Origin of the sequence: Roseibium marinum (genome assembly GCF_002906165.1) — a bacterium.
In the GTDB taxonomy this organism is placed as follows: domain Bacteria; phylum Pseudomonadota; class Alphaproteobacteria; order Rhizobiales; family Stappiaceae; genus Roseibium; species Roseibium marinum.
The window spans coordinates 240,354-253,876 of sequence record NZ_PPCN01000001.1 but is presented as its reverse complement, the minus strand read 5'-3'; the positions used below and the strand labels follow the sequence as shown (position 1 = coordinate 253,876).

The window sequence follows — 13,523 nt, the reverse complement described above, 5'->3', positions numbered from 1 at the left end:
GGACTTCATGGTAAGAAAGCCTGTGCGAGGGGAAGGCGCCGGTCAATTCTCCGAATTCTGCACAGCCGTCACGGCACATGGCGAAAAAGCGGTCGTTCCACCGCCAGAACCGGCATTTGCGGGTCAAGGTGGCGCCGTCAGCGGGCCAAGCACCGGTTGTTGTCACGGCAATCACATGTTCAGTGTGGACTCTTTCGCGCAGTCTCCAGGAGAGCGTGAGAAATTCCGCACAGTGTCATAATTTACAATAGCTCTGATTATCAGATCAACAATTTGATATTATTGGTATTTTTTGCTTACCCATGAAACTGGCATACCCCTTGCGCTAATCGTTTCAGTCGGCGGCACAGCTCCCGGCAGCTCGGAATTTCGGTTTTTTCAAGAGACGAGGCTATCATGTCGAATATCGCTTACATGACGATCAAGGGCGCCACGCAGGGCGACATCAGTTCTGACGCAACCACCGCCGACAGCATCGGCAACCTGTGGCAGGAAGGTCACGAGGCCAAGTGTATGGTCTACAAGTTCGAGCAGAACGCGATCGTTCCGCGCGACCCGCAGTCCGGCTCCATCATCGCAACGCGCCGCCACATGCCGACCACCTTCATCAAGCCCCTCGACAAGTCAACGCCGCTGATGTGGCAGGCCCTGGCCACCGGTGAAGCCATGGAGATCAAGGTCGAATTCTGGCGGACCTCCACGAAGGGCGTTCAGGAACACTATTTCACAATCGAGTTCGAAGACGCCGTTTTCGTTGAAGGCAAGACCATGCAGCCGGACGTCAACGACGAGCAGAATTCCAGCCGCGGCGATCTGGACCAGTGGTCCTTCACCTACCGCAAGGCGATCTGGACCCACGAAGTCGCCGGTACCAACGCCTCCGACGACTACCGCGCTCCGGTGACCGGCTAACTTGCCCTGACGGCATCGGGACCGCCCCGGATCACCGGGGCGGTCACTGCTATTCCGCCGCCGGCATGACGAGTGAACCTGTGCTTCTCCTGCATAGTATTACTGTCATGAATTGCCATTAAGCACATATTCACAAGCAAATTTAATTAGGGATGGGGCAGGCTCTTGATAGATCTCGATCTCCGCCGTTTGATCGGACGTTTGAACAATTATTCCCGCCGTTCCCTTGAAGCCGCTGCAGGACTTGCCGTGACGCGTGGCCATTACGAGGTCACGATCGAACATCTCCTGCACGTCTTTACCGACGCCAGTCAGCATGACCTGCAAAGCGCCTGCCGCCACTTCGAGATCGATCCCGCTACCCTGAAAAAAGCACTCGATGCGACACTGGAAAGCCTGAAGCGCGGCAATCAGGGCCGGCCGGCCTTTTCCCCATTGCTGATCGAATGGATCTCCGACGCCTGGCTCATCAGTTCCGTCGAACTCGACCTGGATCAGGTCCGCTCGGGAAGCCTGCTTGCGACGATCTTCGCCAAGCCGAACCGGTTCGCGGATGACCGCTGGCTCGGCCTTCTGGACGCCATGTCCTTCGTCGAGCTGAAGAAGAATTTCGCCGACATCATCAGCCAGTCCGAGGAAACCACGTCCGGATTGACGCCGCGTCCGGCGGGCGAGGCTTCCGCCGCAAGCGGTTCCGTCGCGCCGGGCATGGATCCCGACAGCGCTCTCGCACGCTTTTGCACCAACTTCACCCAGCTTGCCCGTGACGGCAAGATCGACCAGGTTTTCTGCCGCGACCGTGAAATCCAGCAGATGATCGACGTCCTGGGCAGGCGGCGCAAGAACAACCCGATCTGTGTCGGCGACCCGGGCGTCGGCAAGACAGCCGTGGTCGAGGGTCTGGCCCGCAAGATTTCGGAACACGACGTTCCCGACATGCTCAAGAATGTCGAGCTGATCGGGCTGGATCTCGGCATGCTTCAGGCCGGGGCCGGCGTCAAGGGCGAGTTCGAAAACCGCTTGAAGAGCATTATCGACGAGGTCAAATCCTCCGCCAAACCGGTGATCCTGTTCATCGACGAAGCGCATATGCTGATCGGAGCCGGCGGTTCGGCCGGAGGCGCGGACGCCGCAAATCTCCTCAAACCGGCGCTCGCCCGCGGCGAACTCAGGACCATCGCGGCGACGACCTGGAGCGAATACAAGAAATATATCGAAAAGGATCCGGCGCTGGAACGGCGTTTCCAGCTTATCAAGCTGGACGAGCCGAGCCCGGACCAGGCGATCACCATCATGCGCGGGCTGCGCGGCGCCTACGAGAAAAACCACGGCGTTTATATCCGCGACAATGCGGTCGTCGCTGCCGCCAGGCTCTCCGCCCGGTATATTTCCGGCCGCCAGCTTCCGGACAAGGCCGTCGATGTGCTCGATACCGCCTGCGCGCGGGTGAAACTCTCGCTTTCCTCCAAGCCCTTCGTCATCGAGCTCAAGGAAAAACGGCTGGGCGAACTGCGGCGTGAACTCGAGTCCCTGAAACGCGACCACCAGGCCGATTTCGCCTCGCACGACCTGGAAGTGTCGGATATCGAAACGGAAATCGCTTCGGAAGAAGCCGCAATCGCAGAGCTGACCGGCCGCTGGGAAGCGGAGAAGAGCCTGGTCGAGAAGCTTCTCAAAATACGCCACGAGCTGGGGCTGAGCCTTGAAGACGACCCCGCGCCGGAACCCGAAGCCGCAAATGGTTCCGGCGTTGAGGAAAGCGCCGGCGCAGAGACAGCGGAAGATGTGTCTGACGAGGCGGCCGATGTCGTAATCAGCCCCGAGGATTATGCGAAAATAGCAGCGGAACTGAAAGCCGTTCAGGCCGGCGATCCGCTGATCTCCTTCGAGGTTACCGAAGAGGCCGTCGGCCAGGTGATTGCCGACTGGACCGGTGTGCCGCTCGGCCGGATGGTTCAGGACGACGCGGAATCCATCCTTTCCCTCGGCAACAAACTGAAGGGCCGTGTGATCGGTCAGAACCATGCCATCGACGCTGTCGACCAGGCGCTGCGGACCGCCAAGGCCGGGGTGCAGAACCCCGATGCGCCGATGGGCGTGTTTTTGTTCGTCGGGCCGTCCGGCGTCGGCAAGACGGAACTTGCAACCGCGATCGCGGACCAGCTCTTCGGCGGCGAGCGTTTCCTGATCTCCATCAACATGTCCGAGTTTCAGGAAAAACACACCGTTTCCAAGCTGGTGGGCTCGCCTCCCGGATATGTCGGCTATGGCGAGGGCGGCGTGCTGACCGAGGCCGTCCGCCAGCGTCCCTATTCCGTCGTTCTGCTCGATGAGGTGGAAAAAGCCGACCTTGAGGTGATGAACCTGTTTTATCAGGTGTTCGACAAGGGCGTTCTGTCCGACGGCGAAGGCCGGCAGATCGATTTCAAGAACACAATCGTCATCCTGACCAGCAATCTGGCGACGGATGTCCTGACCGAAATGGGCGCCCTGCCGCAGAGACCGAATTCAGATGAACTGGTGGTCGCCTGCCGACCGATCCTGAGCGCGCATTTCAAACCGGCGTTGCTGGCGCGGATGCAGATCGTGCCGTTTTATCCGCTTATCGGCGAACCGCTGGAAAAAATCGTCCGCCTGAAGCTGAACAAGATCGGCAAACGCCTGCGCGAGAACCAGAAGCTCGAACTCGACTATTCCGACGGCGTCGTTCAGTCCATTGCCGCGCGCTGCACGGAAGTCGAAACCGGCGCGCGTAACATCGACCACATCGTCAACCGCACCATTTTGCCGGAACTCTCCACCGAACTTCTGACCCAAATGGGTGCGGAAGAGGTGGAATTCTCGAAGGTTGAAATCGGCTTGGGTGAAGGCGGGCGCTTCAGCTACGCCCTCGTTTGAGCACCTGGAGCGTTTCCCGCTCACATCCGCCAAACCCGGAGGGCTGCCGCATCATGCAGAGCCCCCACCGGGAGACGTCCATGAAAGACGGTTTCTGACGCTATGGTTCTGGGAGATCTGATTGAGTTGACCGTCGCCATGACAGCAGGCGTCAAGGTCGAGGCCGTCATGGATCAGGTCATAGAGTCCGCTCTGAACCTGACCGGAGCCGAAGAAGCGTCGATTTTCATTCTCGACGCGTTCGGCCAGACCCTGCACAGAGCCTGTTCGCGGCACCGCGGCTATATCAAGGCCATGCCCGCGGGCAAACAGGTCACGCTCTACGGTGCGGACCAGATGCCGAACCTGAAGGAACCGGCGGCCTTTGTGGTTTCCACCGGCACCACGCTCAATCTCCCGGACATCGACAAGGTCATCGGCTACGATTTCGAGCGTATCCGCGAAGACGACAAGTTCGGCGGGCTGCGGACCCGCGCGCTGGTGATCCTGCCCCTGACCATCCAGTCCAACCGGACGATCGGCATCCTGCAGGTCGTCAATCCGGGGGCTTCACATCAGACTGTCTCCGCGGTGTCCGAAACCTGCCTGCGGCAGTTGCACAGCCTCGCCGGCCTGGCGGCGCTCTATATGTGGAATGCCCGGCTCCTGGAAGACACCTCCCGTTTGAAACGTCAGTTCGACCGGCATCTGGCCGAGCTTCCCAAACAGATCCGTAAACCCCCGGGGCGAAAATCCCCCGCGCCGCTCCGGCCGAAGGGGTTGATCGGCGAGAGCCCGCCGATCGAACATGCCATCGAGCTGGTCGGCAAGGCCGCCTGCTCAACGGTCCCGATCCTCGTGCGCGGCGAGACCGGGACCGGCAAGGAACTGATGGCGAGCTTCATCCACCAATCCAGCGACCGGACCGGCAAGGCCTTTGTGGTGCAGAATTGCGCCGCCCTGCCCGAAGCGCTTCTGGAAAGCGAACTCTTCGGCCATGTCAGGGGCGCATTCACCGGGGCCAATACCAGCAAGCTGGGTCTTGCCCACGAAGCACATGGTGGCACACTTTTCCTGGACGAGATCGGCGACATGCCGCTGGCGCTGCAGGCCAAGGTGCTGCGCCTGCTTCAAGAAGGAGAAGTCCGGCGGGTGGGCTCGACCAAGACGGAAAAGGTCGATGTGCGCATCGTCGGCGCGACGAACATCAATCTGGAAGAACAGATCGCCGCCGGAGAATTCCGCCAGGATCTATATTACCGGCTGAATGTCTTTCCGATCCTTCTGCCGCCCCTGCGCGAGCGCCCGTCGGACATTCCGCTGCTGATCGACCACTTCCTGCGCTCGGCGGCGCAAAAGGCCGGGCACCCCGTCCCCGTTCTGGCGTCCGAAGCTCTCGAGGCGCTTTTGTGCTGGGGCTATCCGGGAAATGTCCGCGAGCTGAAGAATATCCTCGACCGGGCAAGGCTCATGGCGGGACCGGGCTTCCCGATCGGGCTCGCCCATCTGCCGCCGGAACTGGCCGGTGCCCGGTATGAGGCCGGCAACCGCGTGCCGGTGCTCATTCCCGACGGGGACCTGAAAACCATTGTCGGCCAGTACGAGGCGATGGTCATTGAAGCGAAGATGCGCGAGGTCAACTGGAACAAGACCAATGCCGCCCGCGTCCTGAATGTCAGCCGCCGCACGATCATCGACAAGCTCAACCGCTACAACATCACCCGGCCCGAGGGTTTTGAGCGTTCATGAACCGCAAGAGCAGCTTGGGGCCGATCGAGTTTTCTGCTTTCATGAAAGCAGGCTGAACGAGGTCACGCGCACCATCGGCCGACAAGAAAGTGAAGGGCACCGCAACTTTGCCGACAGAAACGTCCTTTGCCGCCCTGATTAACGGTTTCGTGTCCGGCCGGCTGTCTTACGACAAGCTGTCCAGGCAGCTCCGGACGCTGGCCGGCTCCTCGCCGGGCTCCCTGCCGGACGCGCGTCAGACCATCCGGACCTTTGTCGAAGAGGGCCGTCTTCCGCAAGATCTCGGACAGATCCTGCTGAACCAGCTTCCCGACCAGCCCCAGGCCCCTGTTGAAGACGCCACCCAGCGGACGGACAGCGAGATTACGGCTCCGACGTCTCCCGCCGCATCGCCGCGGCGAACGGACGAGGAGTTCGACGAGCCCACCCTGCCGCATGCACTTTCCGGTCCGGCGCCGGAACTGCCCGTCGCGCATAAGGAGCCGGCTGATCCAGGTCCCGAAGAAGGCGTTCCCCCGGCCGGTCAGCCGGTTTCGCCGCAATTGCCACCCTTGCCCTTTCTCACGCAAACGACCGAGCAGGACGGCGGCGACATGCGCGGCAAGGTGGACGACGCCATTCTGACGTCTCTGGTGTCCGGATACGCGGACTATCGCCAGAAGCGGGCGGTCACCGGGGAGCCGCAGGCCGGTCAGGAAGACAGCGGCAAGCTCGACAAGTTCCTCACGAATTTCAGAAGCGCCCGGTTCCGGTCCGATGCACGGCGCGCCGCCGGCGGCCGGCAGGGCGAAGGCCTCGATTTCAACAAGCTGGCAACGCCTCGGATCAAGCGCGCGGGTGTCGGCTCCATCTTGCGGGACCGGTTCATCCTCGACACGGAAATCGGCCGCGGCGGCATGGGATATGTCTATTCGGCCGTCGACAGGCGGCGCCTGGAAGCAGGTCACGATCAGCCCTATGTGGCGGTCAAGCTCCTGAACGAGAACTTTCACAACGATTCCGAGGCGCTTCGCCTGCTTGAAGCCGAAGCCCGCAAGTCGCAGATACTCGCCCATCCCAACATTACCACCGTCCATGACTTCGACCGGGACAAGGCGGATGTCTTCATCGTGATGGAACTGCTGAAAGGCACAGGTCTCGACCGGCGTCTGGGGCGCTCGATGGGCCAGCCGCTGCCCACGGGCGAATGCGCCCGTATTTTACGCGGCATGTGCGCCGGGCTTGGCTACGCCCACAGCCGCGGCGTGGTCCATTCCGACCTGAAACCCGGCAATATCCATCTGCTGGAAGACGGCACCGTCAAGCTTCTGGATTTCGGTCTGGCCGCCGCCGCAAGCGCCAGCGCCGATCACCCCATTCAAGACAGCCTCACGGCGGCCTATGCCAGCCCGGAGCAATTCGAACGGGCTCCGCGCGACCCGAGGGATGATGTTTTCGCGCTCGGCTGCATTACCTATCAGGTTCTGACAGGCGGCCATCCGTTCAGCTCGAGACCGATCTCGGATGTCGCCCGGGAGGGACTGGCCGCCCACCCGATCGACGGTCTCGACCCGCAGGCCTGGGACACGCTCCAGAAGGCGCTCTGCTTCGATCGGGACAAGCGCCTGCCCGATGTCGCCAGCTTTCTGACCGGCATATTCGAGGAAACCAGCGATTAGCGCGTGTTGCGTTCAAGCGGATTCATGGTTTCAGAAAGACGCCCGAGGCAGCGTTTGCTTTGCAAACGCGTTCGGGCGATTTCCTGAATTCAATTTAACGCAACATGCTCCAAGGCGTTTCGGTTGCCGGTTATTCTATGGCGTCCACGACGGTTTCGATGGCCCTGGTGAACAGGTGGTCCGGATGCAGCGTGCGGATCAGGCCGGTGCTGCCGATCTGGATGAGGTCCGTGGAGAGCGGCAGGACGGCCGCCACCGGCGTGCGGTAGTTGGAGAAGATCCGCTGCGCCAGTTCGCTGAAGTCGAACGTTTCCAGTGCCTTGTTCACCAACAGGAACAGTTGCGGCACCTCGAGCTTGCGCGCCAGCTCCAGCGTCACCGCCGTCCCCTGATAGTCCTGAATGTCGGGCCGCAGGATCAGCAGTAGCGTATCGGAGATCGCGATCGACAGGAGCGTTTCCTCGTTCACGCCCGGATGGGTATCGATCAGCAGATAATCCAGTTCCAGGCCGCCGCACAAATCGACGAAACCGCGGTTGAGATCCTCCACATCGTATTTTTCCTTCAGGATCCGCGCGATCTCTCCGGTCTTGATGGAGGAGGGGACGAGAAACACCCGCCCGCCCTCCGGCACTACCGGCTGTCCCTCCCCGTCGATCACGCTCTGCGTGACGTCGATGGCGGTGTCGGTCACGCTGCAATGTCCCCAGAGGTAATTGTTCAGCGTATGGGTGACAGCGTTCAGGTCCACCTTGAACAGCGTATGGATCCCCGGCGACTGAATGTCGGTATCGACGATGCCGACCCGGTGACCACGCAGGGCCAGGGCCGCGGCGATATTGGCGGTGACGTTGGATTTGCCCGTCCCGCCCCGGTAGGAATGAGTGGAAATGATTTTGGTCACGGATCAACTCGAATTGGACTGGTGGGACTTGAAGAAAAACCGGGGTGCAAGGCTTCGGGTCAGGGCTTGTATCTGGATCTGAGATCCTTGGCGCGGGACTGCAGGGAGCGGAAATAATCCGTGTCGCTGACCTCGCGTATTTCCATCTCTGCCTGTTCCTGGTCATAGGTGACCTCGAACTTGTCGAGCCGGGTTTTCAGGTCGGCGTTTTCCTTGCGGAGCCTGGCTTCCGCCGCTTCCAGCCGGCGCTTGGTCTCCGTCAGTTCGGCGATCAGCTGGCTTGAATGAAACTCGCGGGCCTCCACCTGAACCACCATGCCGGAAAAGGTTTCCGCAAGCGCGCGAATGTCCTCTTCCACCGCATCATCGGTGATGACCCCGTAAAGATCCTCGACGTCGTCAAACCGGCCATTGGCGATGGCCTCGCAGGTGCGCGCCAGGCTGGCGAGGGCCGGTTTCATGGTATCTGGCGAGCTCATGCGCGGCCTCCAATGTCAGGACAATGATCCAATGGCTTTCCGCCGATCATGGCAAAGCGGAAATGTTTCAAGCGGTCGGCGTCCGCATGAGTGAATACGGCGGCAGACAAGCCAAGGCGGTTATCCGGTCCGGTGCCTGCCACGCCCGTCATTCGTCCGAAGCCGCCGTCTGCAGGGGATTTGTCGGCGTCAGGTACTTGCCTGCTATCCAGCCCTCCCGGCCGGTATCGACATCGCGGGCATGGACCCAGTCGCCCTCCACCTCGGTCTGGCGGACGTTCCTGCCCTTGTTGAAGCGTTCTATGACGGGTTCCCGCAATCCCGGACCGGAGCGGAACGCGACACGGTCGCCGGCTATGAACAGAAGCGGGCCCCGAGGCTCCGAGGGCTCCGGGGACGGCGGAAAAATGACCCGTGAGACAGGCGGAGGCGGATAGGCCGCGCGCGCCGCCTCCTCCAGATAGGAGCGGTCGCGGATCTGAATGATCATCAGAGCCGCGAGAAACAGCCCGACCACAATCACATAAGGAAGAAATCTTGGCATCTCGCGCCCGACTAGGTTGTTCGTTTCCGTGATCCCGGCAAAGTTCCCGCCCAACGGAAACAAGCCCCGCCAGCAGCTAGGCCGAGGCGGAATTTTCTACAGGCCCGGCATCTTTCAGGCAGGTTGACGCAACCTTTGAAACCCTGTCGCGATAGGCCTCGTCCGTTTCCTGCCACAGCCGTTCGACAACCTGGAAACTCGGATACCAAAAGGACTTTCCTTCCCTGTGATACCAGTACCAGGACTTCTCCTGTGTGACCAAGGCCGCGCCGGGAACGCCCATGGCGCCCGCAATGTGCAACGCCAGGCTGTCCGTACCCACGACCAGGTCCATCTTGCCGATGAGATCGACAAGCGCCTCAAGCGAGGCGAGGTGACGGCCGGCGTCGATGATCCGCCTGTTGCCTTCAAGCTCCATCCGCTGGTCGTCCCAGACAAGGCTGACGATCGTACCCGGCCAATCGGCCAGCGCCACGTCGATATCCTGCAAACGGGCCGCCGGCGGATATTTCGACCAGACGACCCCGGCGAAGGGAGGCTTGAGCGGCGCAAGGGAGCCTCGCCAGAAATCATCGTTCTGCGGATCGCCAAAAAGGTAAGGCTGAAACTTGTCCGGAGAATAGGTCAACAGCCTCTGGTTCAGCGCGAGCTGCGTGATGAAATGCGCATCTTCGTTCACGGAGGCTTTCGCCAGATCCTCAGCCTGGATCTGGCGGAGCTCCCCTGCCAGAGGCATTCGCTTCAAAAGCGGTAACAACGGTTCGGGTGCGCTGACATTGGCAGCTACTTCGCCGTTTACCCGGTAAGGCCTTGAGGCGAAGCGGGACAGCAGCACAGCCTCGAGCGGTTTGGTTTCGAAGGGTATGACAAGATCGCCTTTCAGCAACTCCTTTGCCCCGCCAAGCGCCTGATCGGAGGCCAATTCGCGGCTCAACTCCACCATCTGCTCCAGGTTGCCGCTGACGCTCAGGCACTGCCGCAGAAGAAGATAGGCACTGGCCCGCGCCGTGCCGTCCTTGAGCGCCTCGCCAGCCATCGCCACAGCCTGATCGAACCGCCCGATCCGCAACAGGGCAGCGGCCATGGAAAGATAGAGATGCGGATTGGAGCGAGCCTTTTTCAAGGCTTCGGAAAGTCTGGCAATGCCGAGTTCCGGCTCGCCCTGGTAGGCCGTCACCAGAGCAAAGGCATCCAGTGCCGGAACGAAGTCGGGAGCGAGTTTGAGGCAGGTTTCCGCGTGTCTTCTCGCCTGGTCCAGATCGCCGGTCTGGGCGAGTGCACTTGCAAACGGCGCAAGAGCGACCGGATCACGCGGCCGGCGCAGATAGAGTTTTTCCGCCAGCATATGCGCTTCACCCAGCTCACCCAGCTCCTGAAGAATGTGGATCAGCGGCACGGTGATGTTCGGGTTGTCCGGCGCGATTCCATAGGCTTTTTCGAAATGAACACGTGCATCGTAAAGAGCGCCGACACGCATCAGGATGGCGGCGAAATTGGCAATCGTGTTTGCGTCTTCCGGATTGGCATTGAGCGCGATCTGCAGATGGCGGATGGCATCGTCAAACTCACCGTCCTCCACCAGGATGGCGGCAAGCGCTTCATGGGTGGACATGTTCTCCGGGTTGAGCGTCAGGGCCCTTTCGAAATGAAGCCGCGCTGTTTCCCTGTTGCCGGTTGCCTGATTGGCCACACCAAGATCATGGCAAGCCGCCGTGTCATCCGGATCGATGCTCAAGGCGAGTTCGAAACAATTCGCCGCGTTTTCGAAGTCGCCGTTCGCAATCAGACAGGCGCCGTGCGCCTTGGCGACACGCGCTGAATTCGGCGCCTTCGCTCCGGCCTGACGCGTCAGTTCCAGCGCGCTTTCAACTTCACCTTCGTCAAGCAGGTTTCCCGCTGCCTGGAGCAATTCATTCACACTTGCCATCAGTCGGAACTTTTCCCCACTCCGGTCCCAAGAGGGGACCTACCCCACATTCACACGTTCGCCGTTCAGGCGGATATCGCCATCGGAACTCAAGATGGCGGTCCTGGATTTGACAGCCAACGGACCGTCGACCTTCTGGCTCACGAGACCTGCATGGGAAACATCTGCTTGCGCAATGACAACGGCGCGGTCATTCGCCTTGAGCGAAGAGGAATTGGCCATCGTTTCATCATGACCGACAATCCGTCTGGAACGGCGGAACAGCGAATGAATGGCGTTGCCGGCCATGGTCACCGTTTCCGCCAGAATATCCAGAAAGCCGGTCTTGAACGCGATCCGTTTTGCGGAGAATTCGAGAGCGCCCGAGCTTTCGATTTTCAGTGTTTCGCCTGCCTCACGCTCGAGAATTGCAAGCACATAAGTCTGGCCGCCGATGCCGGCCGTCAGAACCCGGTCATTGACCTGCGGCGTGACGAGACAGCTGACAGCCTTGCGGAATGTCCTTTCCCCGCCACCCTGGTCCCGAAGGACCAGACCGCCTTTTTTGCCTGCAACAATTTGCTCCACGGAGCCGGCCCCGGCGATGGCAGGCATTGCGGCGGCCACGCCGGGAAGTGCAGACGGTTCGCCCGTTATTTTGTTTTCACTCATTTTAGGTCCCCCTGACCAAGCCTGGAAAGTATTCAGCCCCGGCACGAGGCTACAGGTTGATCTGCATCCCGTTTGATGTGATTTCGATATTCTTGGCGCTTGTGCCGCTTGCGATTTCGCTTCGAACCGCGCCCAGATATTTCCAGGCTTGCGCGATGCCTCCGGTAAAGCGAAAGGTTTTGACTTCGTTCTTCACGCAGCTGAATTCTTCATCGAGCCAGACTTTCTTGCTGTCGATGACGTAAAATCCCACCGAGGTGTACAGGGTCATGCCGTTCTTGGTGCCACCCATGGATAGCGACAACCCTTTGAAACTGACTTCGGAAACCTTGATGCCGACGCTCATCGTCTTGTAGCCGAGCTCGAAGCTGACATAGGTGTGCACGCCGGTGCCGCCATGTGTCTTTACGACCGGGCCGATATTGGTTTTGTGGGAATGGGCTTTCACGATCTTCTTTTTGTAAGTCGTGGTTTCCTTGTTGTATTTGCCCTGCTTGTAATAAACGTCCTTGTCGCCGGCATCGATCTTGATGGACGTGTGGGTCTCATCGTCGGGTGTCACTTCCGAGGAAGATACGCTGACCGAATTCCTGGCCCGTATCTTCACGCCGCCCTGGGTGGTTGCGTCGTAGTCACCGCCGGTATTGGTATAGGTGTAGTCTTCACTCTCGATAGTGCGTTTCACCGGTCCGTTGACGGCCTGATAATAGCAGCCGGTGGCTTTTTGGGTGTATTGGCCGGCCGTATGGAAATAGATGCCCTGGGCATTGCCGGAGCCATCCTCGATATTGACGCTGTCCGGTTCCCACTGCCCTTCAAAAGCGCCAAGCCGCAGGTAGTGGCCCTGGTGGAAATAATTGTCGCTATTGCCGGGAGCCCAATAGAATACGTAAGACATCAGACGGTCTCCTTAGCTGCCCGGAAGCGTGGATGTGATGCCGAACGCCCCCTTCAAGGTTGAGGTGTTCGCGATCGCCGCGGCCTTGTTCAAAGACACCGTGTGCCCGTCAATACTCATCAGGCCGGTGGTGTCGGTCTGCGCGGCGGTGCTTTCCAACTGCACTCCGCGATATTTGATGTACATCCAGGCCACCTTGATATCGTTTGCGACGATGTCATGGGCGTACCAGGTCATACCGAGCGAGATACCGCCTCCGCCGATCTTCACACCCGTCGCGCTGGCGCTTTCAACCTTCATCGACAAGCTGGAAACTTTCGCCGACAGGACCAGCGCGCCGTAGAAACTCATCACCAGGGCAATGCTGACATTGGTCTTTGTGCCTTGAACCCCGGACGTCGAATTGGCGTCGACCCACTTTATGTAGCTGCCGTAAGTGTGATTGTAGATGTAATTGCCGGATGTCGAGATCTTGCCGTTCGACGCGGTAAACTTGACGTCGGACGTATCGGATTCGATCAGATAGGACGTCTTGCCCGTAACATTGAAGGCACCGTTCCGGATGTCGATTGCAATGTCGCCGCTCTCGACCGTGGTCGACCAGGTCCCTGCATCGCCGGTGAGGTCCTGGTTCACGCCATTCTGGATTTCCACCGTGGCCGCGTCTCTGGCCTGAACGACATAGGTGCCGACCGTTGTGATGAAGATGCCTTCGCTGGTGGAAAGCGCGGCGTTTTCGGCGGTTGCCATCACCGCCGCGTCGTTCGTGTCGGGCGCCGTATAGAAGTGGCCCGGAAATTCGCCGGCTTCGTTCACGGACGCATCGTCGACATAGGTGCCCATGCGCAGATAGACACCTGTTTCAATTGCCGCTGACTGGCCCGACCGGGGCGGAACGCCCAAATAGGTATATGCCATGCTACG

The 13,523-nt window shown here is 60.2% G+C and carries 11 protein-coding genes; 4 read left to right on the top strand and 7 right to left on the bottom strand.

The features are described 5' to 3' along the window. Positions 1 to 396: 396 nt before the first annotated feature. The 4 genes from CLV41_RS01140 to CLV41_RS01125 all read left to right on the top strand — a co-directional run bounded on the left by CLV41_RS01140 (position 397) and on the right by CLV41_RS01125 (position 7,196). Positions 397 to 912, top strand: coding sequence for an Hcp family type VI secretion system effector (locus CLV41_RS01140; protein WP_103220446.1), 516 nt, complete (start codon positions 397 to 399; stop codon positions 910 to 912). Positions 913 to 1,161: 249 nt separating this feature from the next. Next, complete coding sequence (gene tssH / locus CLV41_RS01135; RefSeq protein ID WP_235867032.1) at positions 1,162 to 3,810, top strand: type VI secretion system ATPase TssH; 2,649 nt, start codon at positions 1,162 to 1,164, stop codon at positions 3,808 to 3,810. A 126-nt stretch (positions 3,811 to 3,936) separates the two neighbouring features. Then, positions 3,937 to 5,538 carry a sigma-54-dependent Fis family transcriptional regulator gene (locus CLV41_RS01130; protein WP_170107079.1) on the top strand — a complete coding sequence of 534 codons (1,602 nt, stop codon included), beginning with the start codon at positions 3,937 to 3,939 and terminating at the stop codon, positions 5,536 to 5,538. 107 nt (positions 5,539 to 5,645) lie between these two features. Continuing rightward, a complete protein-coding gene (locus CLV41_RS01125; RefSeq protein WP_103220443.1) occupies positions 5,646 to 7,196 on the top strand; it encodes a serine/threonine-protein kinase in 1,551 nt (516 codons plus the stop codon). A 130-nt stretch (positions 7,197 to 7,326) separates the two neighbouring features. Here the strand turns inward: CLV41_RS01125 and CLV41_RS01120 are convergent, their stop codons facing one another. The 7 genes from CLV41_RS01120 to CLV41_RS01090 all read right to left on the bottom strand — a co-directional run bounded on the left by CLV41_RS01120 (position 7,327) and on the right by CLV41_RS01090 (position 13,517). After that, positions 7,327 to 8,100, bottom strand: a complete 774-nt coding sequence (locus CLV41_RS01120; RefSeq protein WP_103220442.1) for a MinD/ParA family ATP-binding protein — start codon at positions 8,098 to 8,100, stop codon at positions 7,327 to 7,329. A gap of 59 nt (positions 8,101 to 8,159) precedes the next feature. Further along, entirely contained in the window at positions 8,160 to 8,579 is a 420-nt protein-coding gene (locus tag CLV41_RS01115; RefSeq protein ID WP_146048470.1) for a hypothetical protein, read from the bottom strand. A 148-nt stretch (positions 8,580 to 8,727) separates the two neighbouring features. Continuing rightward, positions 8,728 to 9,123: an SH3 domain-containing protein gene (locus tag CLV41_RS01110; protein ID WP_103220440.1), complete on the bottom strand. Its 396-nt coding sequence runs from the start codon at positions 9,121 to 9,123 to the stop codon at positions 8,728 to 8,730. A gap of 76 nt (positions 9,124 to 9,199) precedes the next feature. Continuing rightward, complete coding sequence (locus CLV41_RS01105) at positions 9,200 to 11,050, bottom strand: tetratricopeptide repeat protein (RefSeq protein WP_103220439.1); 1,851 nt, start codon at positions 11,048 to 11,050, stop codon at positions 9,200 to 9,202. A 39-nt stretch (positions 11,051 to 11,089) separates the two neighbouring features. Beyond that, positions 11,090 to 11,701: a DUF3540 domain-containing protein gene (locus CLV41_RS01100; RefSeq protein WP_103220438.1), complete on the bottom strand. Its 612-nt coding sequence runs from the start codon at positions 11,699 to 11,701 to the stop codon at positions 11,090 to 11,092. A gap of 49 nt (positions 11,702 to 11,750) precedes the next feature. Continuing rightward, entirely contained in the window at positions 11,751 to 12,599 is an 849-nt protein-coding gene (locus CLV41_RS01095; protein WP_103220437.1) for a hypothetical protein, read from the bottom strand. A 12-nt stretch (positions 12,600 to 12,611) separates the two neighbouring features. Continuing rightward, positions 12,612 to 13,517 carry a hypothetical protein gene (locus CLV41_RS01090; RefSeq protein ID WP_103220436.1) on the bottom strand — a complete coding sequence of 302 codons (906 nt, stop codon included), beginning with the start codon at positions 13,515 to 13,517 and terminating at the stop codon, positions 12,612 to 12,614. Between the last annotated feature and the right edge of the window lie 6 nt (positions 13,518 to 13,523).